This window comes from Pedobacter nyackensis (assembly GCF_900176505.1).
Classification (GTDB): domain Bacteria; phylum Bacteroidota; class Bacteroidia; order Sphingobacteriales; family Sphingobacteriaceae; genus Pedobacter; species Pedobacter nyackensis.
Window position 1 is genome coordinate 78,626 of sequence record NZ_FWYB01000004.1, and the last position, 17,424, is coordinate 96,049.

A 17,424-nucleotide genomic window follows, 5' to 3' on the forward strand; every position below is an offset into this window, starting at 1 on the left:
ACTAATAAATATAAAGATGATAAATATAATTAAAACACTAGCTCTGGCCGTCTTCATAATAGGCACATCTTGTTCAAAAAATAAAAATGGTAAAGCAGAAGAGCCTGAAACTCAAAAGGAGACTTTAAGGGTGATGACTTACAATATTCATATCGGTAATCCTCCTTCCGAGGCAGCTACTGTGGTGAATCTGGAAGCAACGGCAAAAGCCATTAAGTTGGGTAATCCTGATCTTGTAGCACTGCAGGAAGTAGATAAGTTTACTACCCGATCAGGAGTTAATTTGGATCAGGCTAAAAAACTTGCCGAACTAACAGGTATGAACTATTATTTCGCAAAGGCGATAGACCGTTCAAATGGAGAATACGGTGTAGCTATTTTGTCTAAGTTTCCTATAAAAACCAGTTCCCGCTATTCACTACCTGTTGTTTCTGGCTCAGGTGCAGAATTGAGAGTAGTAGGTATCATTCAGGTCGAATTACCTAACGGTAAAAGAATCTATTTTGTATCAACGCATTTTGATCACCTGGCTGAAAGTAATCGTGAACTCCATGCCCGCGAATTGTTAAAAGCAATTCAACCTTACAAAGAATCTCCGGTGATAGTCGGAGGCGATTTTAATATGCCTCCAAGCAGTGATACCTGGAATATTATTAAAACCGAAATGACGATGGGCTGCAACACTTGTCCAAGTACTTTTCCAGCTACAAATCCCACTACCACCATTGACTATATCCTGTTGAACAAGAAAGCTTCAAGTTACTTCAGTGTTAAAAGCTATCAAACTATAACGGAGCGTTATGCTTCCGATCACGTGCCAATCATAGCCGAACTTCAGTATTAACCCTTAAACAAAATACCAAAAAAATGAGCGAAACCGAATACATAGCGTTATATAAATCAAATCTGTTAAATGATGTACTCCCTTTCTGGATTAACAACTCTATTGATGCCGAAAATGGAGGTTTTTTTACCTGCCTAACTAAAGAAGGTGAAGTATATGATACTGATAAATTTATCTGGTTACAATGCAGACAAGTATGGACCTTTTCTATGCTTTTCCTCAATGTAGAACAAAATCCGGATTGGCTGGAAATCGCAGAAAAAGGCGCAGCATTTCTGATTGAACATGGTCGTGACGAAAATAATGACTGGTATTTTTCTTTAACAAAGGAAGGGAAACCACTCACTCAGGCGCACAATATATTCTCAGATTGTTTTGCTGCGATGGCATTTGCCCAACTAAGTAAAGCAACTGGAAAGGATAGCTATGCAAAAATTGCAACCGAAACTTTTGATAACATTCTGAAAAGACAAAATAGTCCGAAAGGGAAGTTTAGTAAAGCTTATCCAGGTACAAGGGATTTGCAGGGATTCTCTCTCCCGATGATTTTATGCAACCTGGTTTTGGAAATAGAGCATCTGTTAGATAGCAGTCTTGTTGAAAAAGTGTTAAAGAACGGTGTAGACTCTGTAGTAAATAAGTTTTATAAACCAGAATTTGGTGTTATCCTCGAAAATATCAATCTTAACGGTGATGTTAGCGATTCTTTCGAAGGACGCCTTGTAAATCCTGGTCATGGCCTGGAGTCTATGTGGTTTGTAATGGATATTGCAGAACGGACTGATAACAAAGAATTGATTCGTAAATGTGTTGATATTACCCTTTCTACACTTGAATTTGGGTGGGATAAAGAAAATGGGGGTATTTTTTACTTTTTGGATGTAAAAGGAAACCCACCACAACAATTGGAATGGGACCAAAAGTTATGGTGGGTACATGTTGAAGCAATGATCGCTGTATTAAAAGGGTATATGCATACTGGTGATCTTAGATGTTGGAGTTGGTTTGAAAAGTTACATCAATATACCTGGGGTCACTTTGTTGATGAAGAGTTTGGAGAATGGTATGGTTACCTCAACAGAGAAGGTGAAGTCTTATTGCCTCTTAAAGGAGGTAAATGGAAAGGCTGTTTTCATGTTCCAAGAGGTTTATTCCAGCTTTGGAAAACTATGGAAAAGATCCAGTTGCAGAAAGAAATAAAAACTGATAACCTTATAAATTCTTAAAAATGGCACTTTTATCAACAGCAGGCACTCTTCAGGTTTCAACGGAAAATCAAAAGGACAGTTATGTCCCCGCATTAATTTCCCTGGCAGTTTTGTATTTCATGATGGGCTTTATAACCGTTCTGAATGATACCCTTGTTCCATTTTTTAAACAAGGTTTTACTTTGACCTATTCTCAATCCTCCCTGGTACAGTTTTATTTTTTTCTTACTTATGGATTAATATCTATTCCGTCTGGAAAACTGGTAGAAAAGATTGGCTATAAAAATGGAATGGTTGCAGGTTTTATAATCGCTTCATTTGGCGCTTTTTTATTCTTTCCAGCTTCTATTTATCATCAATACTCGTTGTTTTTGGCTGCTTTATTTATTGTGGCTATCGGAATTGTATTGTTACAGGTAGCTGCTAATCCTTACATCACAGTGTTGGGTAAACCGGAAACAGCAGCGTCTCGTTTAACCTTGGTTCAAGGGATTGGCTCAATGGGAACAACTATAGCTCCTGTATTTGGTGCTCATTTTATCCTTTCTAGGTTACATGAATCCAACACTTCCAGTTCTGCACTAATTAAACCTTATCTTTTAATTGGTGTGGGGTTATTGGCCATTGGACTACTGGTATGGCGACTAAAATTGCCTTCGATTACAACAAATTTTAGTCAGGAAAGCGAATATGAAGAGGAGAAAAGAGCTATTTTTAGCTATAGAAACCTCAGATTCGGTGTAATAGCTTTGTTTATGTATGTAGGAGCAGAAGTTTCAATTGGAACTTTTTTAACCAATTACATTTCTGATGTTTTAGCCATCCCAGATCACGCTGCAAATCTCTATTTATCCTTTTATTGGGGCGGGATGCTTGTAGGCAGGTTTATAGGCGCTTATTTCCTCAAGTTTTTCCAACCGGGAAAAGTATTGGCTATAGCAGCAGCCTTGGCTGCGGGCTTGATTGTATGTTCTATTCTTGGGGTAGGTTTATTTGCAGTATGGAGTATGGTTGCCGTAGGTTTATGCAATTCTATCATGTTTGCCGTTATATTCTCTTTATCAGTGGAAAGGTTAGGCGCACAAACTACAAAAGCCTCAGGATTGCTATCTACAGCAATAGTGGGTGGTGCAGTACTCTCTTTTGCTCAGGGATTAATTAAAGATCATTATTCCTGGCAGATTGCATTTATCATTCCCATTTTGTGTTATGTATATATTATTTTTTATGGCTTAAATGGCTACAAAATGCTAAGTGCTAAATAAGTTGATTGATAAAATTAATGTACAAAAACTCAAATGGCCAGGCAAGATGATTGTCTGGCCATTTTGTTTGTCGCAATGTTTACTATTTTTGTTTGTAGTATTTTTTGCTAATGCATTGATTTTTTTACGTGGGAAGTTTTTGTTAATGCGTTGTTTTAATGAAATATTAGGATATTAGTTATAGCAATGATTGTCAATATGAAAGAGATTAATTTTAATCCTGCTGATTTTGAATCTTTAAGACAGATCGCCCTTCAGTTTCCAGATGCCTCAGATAGCTTATCCCATTATGATACACCATCTGTTAAGATTAAGAAAAATTTATTGGCCAGATTGCATGAAAATGGTGAGTTTATTGCGATCCGTACAGATTTCGAAAGTAGAGATTATTTTTTGGAGCACTATCCTGAGGTGTTTTTTATTACTCCGCATTATAGTGATTATCCTTATATCTGTATGTATGTACGGGGGTATAATCTGGAAGTTTTGAAGGAAGTTCTGGAGACAGGATATAAAGCAATCACCACTAAAAAAGATAAGAAAACTTAATATCCGATCATGAGAATATTTATTTTAGCTGTATTATTGGCAACTCTAATACCCTTTCAGGAAACTATGACACAAACGGAAAAGAAGAAGAAGACGGTTACTTTAAATCATATAGCGATATATGTTGCTGATTTAAAGATTGCAACTGATTTTTACCAGACGGTATTCGATTTGGAGATCATTCCTGAACCATTTAAAGATGGCAGACATACGTGGTTTTCTATCGGAGCTGCGGGGCAGCTGCACTTGATTCAAGGTGCAAAAAGTAATGTTACACACGAGAAGAACGATCATTTGTGTTTTAGTGTGGAGTCGATAGCTGATTTTACTGCAAAATTAAAAGCGAAGCAAATCAACTACGAAAACTGGGCTGGTGATCAGAATACGGTGACTAACAGGGTAGATGGAATAAAACAGATCTATTTTAAGGATCCTGACGGACATTGGCTGGAAGTAAATGACGATCATAAGTAAGATATAGCCAATTCCAATTTGCCTTAAAATGTTAATTTAGAAAAATGGAGCTAATTGCTAAATCAACCGTTAGGCATTTTAAAAATCGGGTATTTATATCTTTTTGTTTATTGCTTATTACAGGGGTTTCGAATGCCCAGCCATTTTCCGGTACGACTAAAAAGGTATTGTTTTTGGGTAACAGCATTACTTATGCCGGACAATATGTGACCGATATAGAAACTTATTGTACGGTAAACTATCCGGGACAGAAAATAGAATTTATCAATATGGGGTTGCCGAGCGAGACTGTCTCGGGATTATCAGAACCCGGACATGCAGGAGGGAAGTTCCTCCGTCCGGATCTCCATGAGCGTTTGGATAGGGTAATGGCGCTTGTTAAACCTGATCTTGTTTTTGCCTGCTATGGGATGAATGACGGGATATATATGCCCTTTGATCAGGAACGTTTTGCAAAATATAAAGAAGGGATTAATTGGTTGCATGATAAATATGTGAAAGCAGGAATCAGAATTATCCATGTTACACCACCAATTTACGACGAGCTAAGAGGCGGTAACAAAGGCTATGCTGCGGTGCTTGACCATTATTCCGAATGGTTGTTATCTCAAAAGAAAACTGCAGGATGGGAAGTCGCGGATATACATTTCCCAATGAAGAGGTACCTGGAGGCGCATAGGAAAGTTGATGCTGCTTTTAATATTGATGGGTTTTATTTAGCTGCTGATGGCGTGCATCCTGGTGAAGTAGGACATTGGATCATGGCGAAGGAATTATTGCTTTATATGGGCGAAAAACAGCTTGCTTTGGCTAGCGATGTGCTGACAACACTAAAGCGTAATAAAAAACAAGAGCTTTTAAAACTGATTGCTGAAAAGCAAAGCATCATGAAAGATGCATGGTTAACAGCTTCGGGGCATAAGCGTCCGATGAAGGCAGGACTACCGCTTGAGGAGGCACAAAAAAAAGCTGCTGAATTGGATGAACAAATCAGCAGCTTAATGAAGTAATATTTTTATAGTTACTACTTACTAAAAGTAAGTGAAGCTTCCTTTTTCGCTGTTAATGGTAACTTGTTTTTGAGCCGAGCTTTCTACGCGACCAATAATCTGCGCATCGATGTTAAAGCTTTTTGATATCGCTATAATGTCTTCAGCAATTTCTGCTGGAACATACAGCTCCATACGGTGGCCCATGTTAAATACCTTATACATTTCTTTCCAATCTGTACCTGATTGTTCCTGAATCAATTGGAACAGAGGAGGAACAGGGAATAGATTATCTTTAATGATGTGTACGTCGTTGTTTACAAAGTGAAGCACTTTAGTTTGTGCACCACCACTGCAGTGTACGATACCATGAATTTGTTTTCTGTAACCCTCAAGTACCTTTTTAATTACTGGTGCATAAGTACGGGTAGGAGACAACACCAGTTTCCCAGCTGTAACCGTTGTGTTTTCATCAATCTGAACTTCATCAGTCAGCTTTTTGCCACCTGAAAATACCAGATCAAAAGGAACAGCAGGGTCGAAGCTTTCCGGATAAGCATTGGCTACTGATTTGTCGAATACATCATGACGGGCAGAAGTTAAGCCGTTAGAGCCCATTCCACCATTGTATTCTGATTCGTAGGTTGCCTGTCCTGAAGAGGATAAACCAACAATTACGTCGCCAGCCTGGATGTTATCGTTGCTGATAATTTTATCACGTTCAATACGACAAGTTACAGTCGAATCTACAATGATGGTACGTACCAAATCACCAACATCAGCAGTTTCACCACCGGTCGAATAGATAGAAATACCTTGTGAACGTAGTTCGGCAAGGATCTCTTCTGTACCGTTAATGATGGCAGCAATTACTTCACCTGGAATCAGGTTTTTATTACGGCCAATGGTTGATGACAATAGAATATTATTTGTAGCACCTACGCAAATCAAATCATCAATATTCATGATGATGGCATCCTGAGCAATGCCTTTCCATACCGAAATGTCGCCGGTTTCTTTCCAGTAAACATAAGCCAGAGAAGATTTTGTACCCGCACCATCGGCGTGCATGATATTGCAAAATGCATCATCATTACCTAAAATATCGGGGATGATCTTACAGAAGGCTTGTGGAAAAATACCTTTATCTATGTTCTTGATGGCCTGGTGCACATCTTCTTTCGAGGCAGAAACGCCACGCTGGTTGTACCTGTTATCACTCATGTTGCTGCAAAGATAGAAAAAAATAACCCCTGCCAATTAAGACAGAGGTTATAAAACTAAAAAATAGTTAAAGTATTGAGGTTTGGTTTATTTTAAAAACAATAACTCTCTGAATTTTGGTAGAGGCCAAACGCTGTCATCCACGATTTGCTCTAATTTATCCGTATGGTAACGGATTGTATCAAAGTGAGATTTAACTTTCTCATCGTAAGCGATAGCTTTTTCACGGCTCTCTTCAATTGCATTTACTTGCTTACGTTGCTCAAGCATAGCGTCAATGCTGGTTTTAACAACATTTAAGTGACTTGATAACTTGCTAATGATCGCCAATGGAGTAGCTAAAGATTCATCACCTAAGCCAAGTTCTTTTAATCCTTTAGCATTTTGAATTAAAGTGTTTTGGTAAGCGATGGCAGCAGGAATGATCATGCTGTTGGTTACTTCACCCATTACTCTCGCTTCGATTTGAAGTTTTTTGAAATAGCTTTCTAACAAAATTTCATGACGGGCATGTAATTCACGTGCATTAAAGATGTTTAGTCTGCTAAATAAGTCAACAGTTTTTTCGCTAACGTAAGCATCTAATGCTTTAGGTGTAGTTTTGATATTTGATAAACCACGTTTTTCAGCCTCTGCAGCCCACTCGTCGCTATAACCATTACCTTCAAAACGGATATCTTTAGATTCTTTGATGTATTTCTTTAAGATAGTTAACAAAGCAACATCTTTTTTCTCACCTTTTTTGATCAGCTTGTCTACTTCAACTTTGAATTTAATCAATTGATCTGCAACAATAGCATTTAATACTGTCATTGGTGCTGATGAGTTCTCAGAAGAACCAACCGCTCTTAATTCAAATTTGTTTCCGGTAAACGCAAAAGGAGAAGTACGGTTACGGTCAGTAGTATCGAAAGAGATCTGAGGGATTTTAGGAATACCTAACCATAAAGAATCTTCATTTTTTACTTTTTTAATGATGCTTCTTGAAGATTCAATCTCATCAAGGATTTCATCTAAATGAGAACCCAGGAAGATAGAGATGATTGCCGGTGGCGCTTCGTTGGCACCTAAACGGTGATCGTTGCTCACTGAAGCAATACTTGCTCTTAATAAATCAGCATGCTCATGTACCGCTTTGATGGTGTTAACGAAGAACGTTAAGAACATCAGGTTATTTTTAGGTGTTTTACCCGGTGATAATAAGTTTTTACCGGTATCAGTAATTAACGACCAGTTGTTGTGTTTACCTGATCCATTGATACCTGCATATGGTTTCTCATGTAAAAGCACTTTAAAGTTATGTCTTAAAGCAACTTTTTCCATTAAGTCCATTAACAATTGGTTGTGATCAATTGCAAGGTTAATTTCTTCATAAATTGGTGCACACTCAAATTGAGAAGGAGCAACCTCATTGTGACGGGTTTTCAAAGGAATACCCAATTTTAAAGCCTCATTTTCAAAGTCAACCATATAAGAAAACACGCGCTCAGGAATTGATCCGAAGTAGTGATCTTCTAATTGTTGTCCTTTTGCAGACATGTGGCCGAACAAAGTACGACCTGTGATAGATAAATCCGGACGAGCATTGTATAATGCAAGGTCAACCAGGAAATATTCCTGCTCAATACCTAATGATGCATTTACTTTAGTGATGCTTTTATCAAAATACTGACAAACATCAACTGCAGCTTTATCCATAGCAGAAAGTGCTTTTAATAAAGGAGCTTTATAATCTAAGGCTTCGCCAGTATAAGCAACAAATACGGTTGGAATACAAAGCGTTTTACCTGCTTTGCTTTCCATAATGAAAGCTGGAGAAGAAGGATCCCATGCAGTATAGCCACGTGCTTCGAAAGTATTGCGGATACCACCATTCGGGAAACTTGAAGCATCAGGCTCTTGTTGAACCAATGCACTTCCAGCAAAAACTTCAATTGCACCATCACCACTTGGCTCAAAAAACGCATCATGTTTTTCAGCAGTAGTACCAGTTAATGGCTGAAACCAGTGGGTGTAATGTGTAGCACCTTTGCTCATCGCCCATGTTTTCATAGCTGTGGCGATGTGATTGGCATCTTCATGATTGATTAATTCACCCTGGTCAATAGATGAAATCAATTTTTGATATACCTCTTTTGATAAGTAGTCTTTCATCTTCTTCTTATCAAAAACATTCACGCCAAAAAACTCAGAAATTTTAGTCGAAGGAGATTTGACTTCTGGTGAAATTCTTGTTTGCGCTTCTTTTAATGCAATTGTTCTTAAGCTTTTCATTTATTTGTTTGAAATTTGGTCAAAAATAAGTTTTTTGTCGATTGTTTTCATTGAATTGTTTGTAAAAATACGAATGTTAGCAGATATTCAAAGAAATAATTGTCAATTTACTTGATTTGGTAGTGGAATGTTGTGATTATTTGCAATTTTTATGAAAATGATAATTTATAGGGGGCGTTTTAACGGTTTTGTTAATGCAACTATTTATTGCGTTGCATGTCTTTGACCATAAAATAGGACAAATAGCCTAAAAATAGAATCAGTAAGCCTATTGCTATCCACATCCAGCTCTTTTTGATCGATACAGAATCCTTTACCAGGGGTTCGTCTTTGCTTATCTTAAAATTAAGTACGTTGATAAACGGTATAGAGCTGCTTATGCTATCACTAAAATATCTCAGATCGTATCGTGGCAATTGCATATTTAGCTTCCCTGCTTTAATTACATACGGCTTATCTTTTTCAAGATAGGTAATCAGCTCCATGTTTTTCTGATAAGCTTTAATATTTTTTATCAACAATGCTTCACTTTCCTCATTTTCGATAATAAGAAACAACTGCTTATACCTGTTTTGCTCACAAAGATCAATAACCGGTTGTTTTCCGGAAGAAATGATAAAATTTGCAAGCCTGTCTTCTGAATAACGATCTTTTTTCTTCTTGATAAGTGGATTTGTCTCCGTTAACCAGGCAGTTCTTCTGTAATACCGGAAACCTTCCAGGTTTAAGATCATTTTATCTATTTGGTAACCAGCATTAAAACGGATTTGTATAATGCTGCGTTGGTTAGCCTTGTCTTCTTTTACCGAAATCGAAGGGGTAGGTATAAGCGTGTAGTGCTGCAGCTGTAATCCTGTAGTATCTTTTATATATATACTATCGGCTATTTTTCTGATCAGGTAAGCAATCTCTTTATCTTTTTCAAAGATTCTGATATCAGCAAGATCAAAGCTTTCAGTTTTCGAAATGATCTGCGGGGTAAGTGCGATCTTATAGAAGCCATTCGCACTTACATTGCCCAGCTCTGCTTGGTACTTAAAAGACTGTGCGCCGACACTTGTCCAGCCAATAGAAAGTAAAAGAAAGATAAATGCCTTAGATTTCATTATCCACAGTTTCTTTTTTGTCGCCCGCAAGCAGCAGATTTTTTAAACGCTGATACATAAACGAAATAACGAGTAATAATATTCCCAATGATATAAAGGCTGCAATTTTTCCTCCTTCGGATAGACCTCTTAAATCAAAAATGAATAATTTAAGTAAAGTAACAGCCAATAAGGTAATAGAGATGATCCGGATGTTTTTAGATTTCCATCTCATACCTATATATATACATAGAAAAGCAAAACATCCCCATAGAATTGCAAAGCCTGTTTTATGATTGTTTTCTAAAATAAATGCAAGACTCTTTTCTTTTGAATATTGCGACATCGCCACCAAATGATCAAGTTCGGCGCTGGCTACGTAAAGTACAATAAAGGCAATAAACCATTGCAAGGCAACTAAACCCGAAGTGGATTTTATGCTTTTTTCATTGCCGTATAGTGCATATAGCATAAAACCGATTAGAATAACCAGCAGGTAATGGAAGAGATAATTACTGAAGCTGATGTTGTGCACTTCAAGATAACCGTTTCTTAATAAAATAGTTTCTGAATTAAAGATCAGAATGTAGCATATCAGGCAGACTGCCGCAAGGCCGGCAACAATATATTTAAACCCTTCTGTTTCTGTATGACGTATGGCAATTAACAAAATAGTAATAAACAGGTAACTAAAGCACCCTAATGCCAGTATTCTTAAGAGCGGAAAATAATTGTGAGCCTGGTAGTTTAGTTCAAAAGCAATAACCAGGTAACCAATTATGATCGAGGCAATCGCCAGGATGGTTCTTGAAGTCTTAATTTCCCGGAAAAGAATGGATTTTATCTCTGATTTAAGGAGCTTAGAATACAATATCAACGCAATCACTACAACCAGTCCGGTTATAAACCCCTTGTTTGCCAAAGGAGTCAATCGGTTCGTTGTGTGGTACAAGCTGCTTCCATAAACCTGTTGCCAATCCATAACCAGGCTAATACCCAGTAAAACCAATATGATTACAGAGGATTGTTTGATGAGTGTAATGCCCGATTTTTGTGATAACCAAAGCAGTAATACACTTTCAGCGGCCCAGAATAGGGTAATGTGATTGCCTTTTAGTTGTACCGGTGCTGCCAGACTTATAAAAGTAAGCACCAGTCCAATAAGAAGGTAAATAAGGTTTCTGTCTATTTTATCATTTTTATACAAGGCATAAGCAAAAGCTAAGTTTATCAAGCCCAGCAAGGCCGTAAATAACCCTTGGTAATCTCCACCACCAAGTTTGCTAAGTATAAGCATTCCGGCAGAATAGTATAAAAATGTATTACTCAGTAGAATTCCGATTTCAAGCGCATTGAAATTAGTCTTCTCTTTAATGTTGTTGATGATGTTCATCAAGAGAAAAATGAGATAAAACAGTGAGGCAAATACGAGTGCACCGGTGTAAGGAGGGTGCTTATCATCACTTGCCAATACTTTAGTCGTTAGCCAGCTGCCAAACAATACAATAGTGAAACCATAGCAGATGATATTGATGATCGACCATTTTTTGTAATAGGCCAGTACCAGCATCCCAATATTTAAAGTTAGGATATAGGTGAAAAGCACAATGTAGTTACCTTCGCCGGTGCTTACCATAAATGGAGCGCTAAAACCGCCGAGTATAGCAAAGATAGCCAGTTCTTTGCGGTCGTAACTAAGTGATAAAAGCACTGTAAAGCCAGTGATTAATATGGTTAGGATAAAAGCCAGTGTCTGACTAAATAACTGGTATTGATGAAAGCCAATGGTAACTGTAAAATATAGGATAGCCACGCCTCCGCCTACCAGTACAGAACTAAAGGTTGAAAATGACTTCCGGAGTTTATGCGCGAGTCCTATCAGCACACCACCACAAATAAAGCCTATACTTACACGGCCAATTTCGTTGATCCAGTCTTTATCTATAGCATACTTTAGGAAGAATCCCATACCCAATACCAGGATGACTATACCAATTTTATTAAATAGGTTTTCGCCAATAAATTTCTCCAGATCAGGGTTTCGTTCACTGAATGATGGCTTTTGCTGGGGCGGAGGAGAGCTGAAGTAAGTTTCGGAAATCGATTCTGTTACAGGAACAGCTTCAATTGTATTGATGATTTCCGGTTCTTCAACAGGAATGCTTTCTTGCACAGGTTCCTGTGTGATCTCTTCTTTACGCTGATAAGGTGTGAAAGGTTTAAAGGTTTCTTGTTGAACGATTTGTTCAATAGGTTTCTCAACAGTTTGTTCTGCTGGAGTTGATGATTCCTTGTTAGCTAGCAGACTGGATAAGTGTTCAATTTTGAGGTATAGAAATTCGAGTTTCTCTGTTAAATTCCTTTTTAATTGCAGTATAACTATTAGGATTATAACAATGAGAGCGAATATAACCGTTTCTAAAAACATAAGGGGCAGATTTGGTTTGGCTTTAAAGGTAATAAAAACCTAAACTATTTGCCCTCTATGCATTATATTTTTAGAATGGTTGCTGGTTGCTATTTTTCGATCACATCTCCGGCGCCCAAAATAGTTTTTTCTATTTCCGGATTTCCGCTGTAGTATACGTGTCCGGATCCGCTGATCAGTGCTTTTATTTTACCATCTGTATTTACATTGATCTGGCCTTTACCACTTATCCTCGCTGAAAGTTCATTTACTGAAAGTGTTTTACCTCCGAAGCTACCCGGACCGCTTAGGGTAACACTTGCTTTGTCGGCCTTACCACTGATATTGACTGCACCTGAGCCGCTCACAACTCCTGTGATTTTATCTGTTTCAACATTGGCCTTGATCGTGCCTGAACCACTAAGCGTAGTTGCAAATTCAGACGCCGTAATTGTACCCGACACGCTGATACTGCCATTGCCACTCATGGTTAGGCTGCTAATCTGTTTTGCAGTTACATAGGCAACGATTTTTTTATTCTCATATTTTTTCGCCCAGCTTGTCCAGCTAGTTTTTGGGCGGATCATTAGGATGCTTCCTTTAACTTCGCTAACCAAAGTTGAAATGGCTTCCTCATCTCCCTCAAATCTTAAACTTTCCTGATTCCCGAATTTCACGATGACCACAATAGGGCCGCCAGCTGCGATGCCGTTAAAATTTTTTACGTTTCTCTCTTCTAAAGTATACTGGGGTATATTTTTTGGCTGGGAAGCATGAGCAGATGCGCCGTCAAGCTGTAAAAATAAAAGTGTAGTAAATAGTAATGTGAATAATGATTTCATGTGCTTATGTATATAGTAATGTATAAAATTAAGAGATTCCCCCGAATTTTATAATAAGACGCATGAGTTGGTAGTTTATTGCCTTGGATTATTTTACCAGAACTCCATCATGAATAAGGATGCTATCCCGGATAGAATTTAACAGCGGGAGCTCAATCTGGCAATCCAGGCTCTGTCGGCAATGAGTATAGTCGTTATTGTCAATTTCAATTGTCGCAATACGTTCTTGTTGCTCATTAAAGATCTGGTATTGCTCATGGTTGAGGGGTTTGATAATAAATGAATGACCGATACCCTCGTGATCGGCTGCTTTGATATGAAATTGCTTCATAGCTTTAGGTTTTAGTGCAAGTGCTTAACAAATTGAAATACAGATTGTTCTGATGTTTTTTTAATTTGTACAAAAAATGTGCATTGATTTCGAGCTATTTACAACGAGAATGAGGAAAGGAGGGTTGGGATTACGGAGTTTTTGTATTTGCTGCAAATTAAAAACCCGGTTGGTACTGGTATTGTTTACCTGTACAGCAACCGGGATAGTATATGTAATGAATAATAGCTAAACTAGCTAATAATCAAGTTATTTAGCGTGTTTTTCAACCCATTTACGGGCGTTTACGAATGCTTCCATCCATGGAGTTACCTCATCTTTACGCCCTTTAGGGTAATTTGCCCAGTGCCATTGGAACAATGAACGTTCAATGTGAGGCATCATTACCAGATGGCGACCAGATTCGTCACACATCATGGCTGTGTTGTAGTGAGATCCGTTAGGATTGGCAGGGTAGCTTTCATAAGCGTATTTAGCCACAATACCATATTGATCTTCTGAGTAAGGTAATTGGAAACAACCTTCACCATGTGAAACCCACACGCCAAGTGTGCTGCCTGCTAATGAAGAAAGCATGATGGAATTGTTTTCAGCAATAGTCAATGAAGTAAATATACTTTCGTGTTTATGACTTTCATTATGCAGCATTTTTGGCTTCTCTTCATGATCTTTATTAATCAGGCCAAGCTCCACAAAAAGCTGACAACCGTTACAAATTCCTACAGACAATGTATCCGGACGATCGAAGAAATTCTCTAAAGCTATTTTAGCTTTTTCGTTGTACATAAATGCACCAGCCCATCCCTTAGCCGATCCCAATACATCAGAGTTAGAGAAACCACCTACAGCACCAATAAATTGAATGTCTTCCAATGTTTCTCTTCCTGAGATTAAATCAGTCATGTGTACATCTTTCACATCAAAACCTGCAAGGTACATAGCGTTAGCTACCTCACGTTCCGAGTTACTTCCTTTTTCACGAAGGATAGCTGCTTTAGGACGAGGTTTGCTCTGATCAATAACCGGTTTTTTGCCGTCAAACTGTGCAGGGAAATTGTATTTTAAAAGCTGGTTTTTATAGTTGTCAAAACGTTCTTTAGCTTTAACAGGTCCGCTTTGTTTTTTGTCAAGCAAATAAGAAGTTTTGAACCATACATCACGTAAGTGATCAATATCAAAGTTTAAAGGTTCAGATGAACCATTTTTAACAGTTAAAGTTGCTTCAGAAGTTGCTTCACCGATTTTATGGTAATCAACACCCTTTGCTGCAAATACAGCTTCAACAGCCGGATCAGCCTGGAATACGATACCAATGTTTTCTGCAAAAAGCAATTTGATCATATCTTGCTCACCTAGTGCAGATAAGTCAAGATTTGCACCTAAATCGCGGTCTGCAAAACAAAGTTCCAATAGGGTAGTAATTAAACCACCGCTACCAATATCGTGTCCTGCTTGTATTTTTTCTTCAGTAATTAATTGCTGAATGGTATTAAATGCATTTTTAAGCTGAGCTGCATCTTTTACATCAGGAGTTTCTTCACCAATCTTATTTAAAATCTGAGCGAAAGAAGAACCGCCTAATTTATAAGTATCATTAGAAAGGTTGATGTAATAAATTGAACCGCCATTTTTCTGCAAAACAGGCTCTACTACCTGAGTCACATTAATACAGTTGCCTGCTGCTGAGATGATCACTGTTCCAGGCGCAATAACGTCGCCGTCTTTGTACTTTTGCTTCATCGAAAGTGAATCTTTACCTGTTGGGATATTGATTCCAAGGCTGATCGCAAAATCAGAACAAGCCTTTACAGCTTCATATAATCTTGCATCTTCTCCTTCGTTTTTACAAGCCCACATCCAGTTGGCCGAAAGCGATACGCTTTTCAATCCGTCTTTTAAAGGAGCCCATACAATGTTTGAAAGCGATTCGGCAATAGCAATACGACTACCTGCTCCAGCATCAATTAATGCTGAAATTGGTGCATGTCCTATTGAAGTAGCAATACCTTCTTTGCCTTCGAAATCCAACGCCATTACACCACAGTTGTTTAGTGGCAATTGCAAAGGACCTGCACATTGTTGTTTAGCTACACGACCACCAACACAACGGTCAACTTTATTCGTTAACCAATCTTTGGAGGCTACTGCTTCCAGTTGCAATACCTGCTCCAGATATTCATTAAGCAAGTTTGCATCGTAAGTAATGGATTGATATTTCCTGTCGATGGTTTTGTCTTCCATTACCACTTTCGGAGAACTACCAAACATATCTTTTAGTTCCAGGTCCATTGGTTTAACACCAGTTGTTGCTGATTCGAAAGTAAAACGATGATCGCCGGTTACTGTACCTACAGTGTACATTGGTGCACGCTCACGATCTGCAATTTTTTGCAGGGTGTCTATATCTTTTTCGCCAATCACCAAGCCCATACGTTCCTGAGATTCGTTGCCGATAATTTCTTTTGATGATAGGGTAGGGTCGCCTACTGGTAATTTATCCAGATCAATCTTTCCACCTGTTTCTTCAACCAGTTCCGACAGACAGTTTAAGTGACCACCAGCACCATGATCATGTATAGATATGATGCTATTGTGTTCGCTCTCCACCATACCACGTACCGCATTGGCTGCTCTTTTCTGCATTTCAGGGTTTGAACGCTGGATAGCATTCAATTCGATACCTGAACCTAAAGCTCCTGTATCGGCTGAGGATACAGCTGCACCACCCATACCAATTCTATAGTTTTCACCACCCAGAACAACAATTTTGTCGCCTGCTGAAGGTTTTTGTTTTTTAGCCTGGCTGGCTTTTCCATAACCAACACCACCTGCAAGCATGATTACTTTATCGAATCCTAACTTGCGTGAATCTTCTTCATGTTCAAAAGTCAATACTGATCCTGTGATCAATGGCTGACCGAACTTATTTCCAAAATCAGTTGCTCCGTTAGAAGCTTTAATCAGGATATCCATTGGTGTTTGGTATAGCCATGCTCTTTCCTCAACTCCTTTTTCCCATGGACGGTTTTCTTCCAGACGAGATAATGCAGTCATATATACTGCAGTACCTGCAAGTGGCAATGAGCCTTGTCCGCCAGCCAGCCTGTCTCTGATCTCACCACCAGAACCGGTAGCAGCACCATTAAAAGGTTCAACTGTAGTAGGGAAATTATGCGTTTCGGCTTTAATAGAGATTACAGATTCAAAATCAGTTAAAGCATAAAAATCAGGTATATCTGCACGTTTAGGGGCAAATTGTTTAACTGTTGGACCTTTAATAAAGGCTACGTTATCTTTATATGCAGAAACAATATCGTTAGGATTTTCTTCTGAAGTCTTACGGATCAGTTTGAATAATGATGTAGGTTGTTCTACGCCATCGATTACAAATTTACCGTTAAAGATTTTATGACGACAGTGCTCAGAGTTAACTTGTGAGAATCCGAATACTTCAGAATCTGTAAGTGGTCTGCCTATTCTTGTAGCCAGTGAATTTAAGTATTCAACTTCGTCCTCGCTCAATGAAAGTCCTTCTTGCTTGTTGTATGCAGCAATGTCAGTTATTTCAAGGATGGGCTCAGGTTTGATGTTGATCGTATATATATGCTGATCAAGCTGGTTGTATTTCTGCGAAAGCATTGGATCGAAGTCCGCAAAATTCTCTTCTACTTTTTGAAACTCCTCAATACGGATGATATCTTGTATATCCATGTTTTGGGTAATCTCTACAGCATTCGTGCTCCATGGTGTTACCATCGCTGCGCGAGGGCCAACAAAAAAATCAGTTAATGTTGTTTCTGCTTGTAGCTTTGCGCCGCCAAACAGCCATTCTAGTTTCGTAATATCGGTTGTTGACAGGTCTCGTTCTATTTGTAAAGCGAAAACCGTATTGGATGGACTTAAGAAGAAATAAATCATGCTTTTATTTTGAA

The 17,424-nt window shown here is 38.3% G+C and carries 13 protein-coding genes; 6 read left to right on the top strand and 7 right to left on the bottom strand.

Translation table 11 applies throughout. The features are described from left to right. Positions 1-16: 16 nt before the first annotated feature. From B9A18_RS10120 to B9A18_RS10145, 6 genes are all read left to right on the top strand, one after another. Entirely contained in the window at positions 17-844 is an 828-nt protein-coding gene (locus tag B9A18_RS10120; RefSeq protein WP_144009451.1) for an endonuclease/exonuclease/phosphatase family protein, read from the top strand. 23 nt (positions 845-867) lie between these two features. Further along, the gene (locus tag B9A18_RS10125; RefSeq protein ID WP_084289175.1) at positions 868-2,070 is read left to right on the top strand and encodes a n-acyl-d-glucosamine 2-epimerase; all 1,203 of its coding nucleotides are present in this window, start codon (positions 868-870) and stop codon (positions 2,068-2,070) included. A gap of 2 nt (positions 2,071-2,072) precedes the next feature. Continuing rightward, positions 2,073-3,317, top strand: a complete 1,245-nt coding sequence (locus B9A18_RS10130; protein WP_084289176.1) for a sugar MFS transporter — start codon at positions 2,073-2,075, stop codon at positions 3,315-3,317. A 198-nt stretch (positions 3,318-3,515) separates the two neighbouring features. Next, positions 3,516-3,866 (top strand): hypothetical protein, encoded by a 351-nt coding sequence (locus B9A18_RS10135; protein WP_084289177.1) that lies wholly within the window; start codon positions 3,516-3,518, stop codon positions 3,864-3,866. A 9-nt stretch (positions 3,867-3,875) separates the two neighbouring features. Beyond that, on the top strand, positions 3,876-4,340 hold the full coding sequence (locus B9A18_RS10140; RefSeq protein ID WP_235005286.1) for a VOC family protein: 465 nt from the start codon (positions 3,876-3,878) through the stop codon (positions 4,338-4,340). A 44-nt stretch (positions 4,341-4,384) separates the two neighbouring features. Next, complete coding sequence (locus B9A18_RS10145; protein WP_084289179.1) at positions 4,385-5,350, top strand: SGNH/GDSL hydrolase family protein; 966 nt, start codon at positions 4,385-4,387, stop codon at positions 5,348-5,350. Positions 5,351-5,371: 21 nt separating this feature from the next. Here B9A18_RS10145 and B9A18_RS10150 read toward each other — a convergent pair whose 3' ends face one another. The 7 genes from B9A18_RS10150 to purL form a co-directional block, all read right to left on the bottom strand. Next, positions 5,372-6,553 carry an AIR synthase related protein gene (locus tag B9A18_RS10150; RefSeq protein WP_084289180.1) on the bottom strand — a complete coding sequence of 394 codons (1,182 nt, stop codon included), beginning with the start codon at positions 6,551-6,553 and terminating at the stop codon, positions 5,372-5,374. An 87-nt stretch (positions 6,554-6,640) separates the two neighbouring features. Beyond that, on the bottom strand, positions 6,641-8,827 hold the full coding sequence (locus B9A18_RS10155) for a glutamine synthetase III family protein (protein WP_084289181.1): 2,187 nt from the start codon (positions 8,825-8,827) through the stop codon (positions 6,641-6,643). Between the two features lie 200 nt (positions 8,828-9,027). Next, entirely contained in the window at positions 9,028-9,933 is a 906-nt protein-coding gene (locus B9A18_RS10160; RefSeq protein ID WP_084289182.1) for a hypothetical protein, read from the bottom strand. Further along, on the bottom strand, positions 9,923-12,340 hold the full coding sequence (locus B9A18_RS10165; protein ID WP_084289183.1) for a DUF2339 domain-containing protein: 2,418 nt from the start codon (positions 12,338-12,340) through the stop codon (positions 9,923-9,925). Before B9A18_RS10165 ends, B9A18_RS10160 begins: the two co-directional genes overlap by 11 nt. Positions 12,341-12,429: 89 nt before the next feature. After that, on the bottom strand, positions 12,430-13,161 hold the full coding sequence (locus tag B9A18_RS10170; protein WP_084289184.1) for a head GIN domain-containing protein: 732 nt from the start codon (positions 13,159-13,161) through the stop codon (positions 12,430-12,432). 88 nt (positions 13,162-13,249) lie between these two features. Continuing rightward, a complete protein-coding gene (locus B9A18_RS10175; protein ID WP_084289185.1) occupies positions 13,250-13,492 on the bottom strand; it encodes a hypothetical protein in 243 nt (80 codons plus the stop codon). A gap of 249 nt (positions 13,493-13,741) precedes the next feature. Then, a complete protein-coding gene (gene purL, locus B9A18_RS10180) occupies positions 13,742-17,410 on the bottom strand; it encodes a phosphoribosylformylglycinamidine synthase (RefSeq protein WP_084289186.1) in 3,669 nt (1,222 codons plus the stop codon). Positions 17,411-17,424 lie beyond the last annotated feature (14 nt).

Excerpts from the sequence above, each read along its gene's own strand:
- B9A18_RS10165 (WP_084289183.1), bottom strand. The coding sequence starts at position 12,340 with ATGTTTTTAGAAACGGTTATATTCGCTCTCATTGTTATAATCCTAATA.
- B9A18_RS10175 (WP_084289185.1), bottom strand. The coding sequence starts at position 13,492 with ATGAAGCAATTTCATATCAAAGCAGCCGATCACGAGGGTATCGGTCAT.
- B9A18_RS10120 (WP_144009451.1), top strand. The coding sequence starts at position 17 with ATGATAAATATAATTAAAACACTAGCTCTGGCCGTCTTCATAATAGGC.
- B9A18_RS10130 (WP_084289176.1), top strand. The coding sequence starts at position 2,073 with ATGGCACTTTTATCAACAGCAGGCACTCTTCAGGTTTCAACGGAAAAT.
- B9A18_RS10135 (WP_084289177.1), top strand. The coding sequence starts at position 3,516 with ATGAAAGAGATTAATTTTAATCCTGCTGATTTTGAATCTTTAAGACAG.
- B9A18_RS10170 (WP_084289184.1), bottom strand. The coding sequence starts at position 13,161 with ATGAAATCATTATTCACATTACTATTTACTACACTTTTATTTTTACAG.
- purL (WP_084289186.1), bottom strand. The coding sequence starts at position 17,410 with ATGATTTATTTCTTCTTAAGTCCATCCAATACGGTTTTCGCTTTACAA.
- B9A18_RS10125 (WP_084289175.1), top strand. The coding sequence starts at position 868 with ATGAGCGAAACCGAATACATAGCGTTATATAAATCAAATCTGTTAAAT.
- B9A18_RS10160 (WP_084289182.1), bottom strand. The coding sequence starts at position 9,933 with ATGAAATCTAAGGCATTTATCTTTCTTTTACTTTCTATTGGCTGGACA.
- B9A18_RS10145 (WP_084289179.1), top strand. The coding sequence starts at position 4,385 with ATGGAGCTAATTGCTAAATCAACCGTTAGGCATTTTAAAAATCGGGTA.
- B9A18_RS10140 (WP_235005286.1), top strand. The coding sequence starts at position 3,876 with ATGAGAATATTTATTTTAGCTGTATTATTGGCAACTCTAATACCCTTT.
- B9A18_RS10155 (WP_084289181.1), bottom strand. The coding sequence starts at position 8,827 with ATGAAAAGCTTAAGAACAATTGCATTAAAAGAAGCGCAAACAAGAATT.
- B9A18_RS10150 (WP_084289180.1), bottom strand. The coding sequence starts at position 6,553 with ATGAGTGATAACAGGTACAACCAGCGTGGCGTTTCTGCCTCGAAAGAA.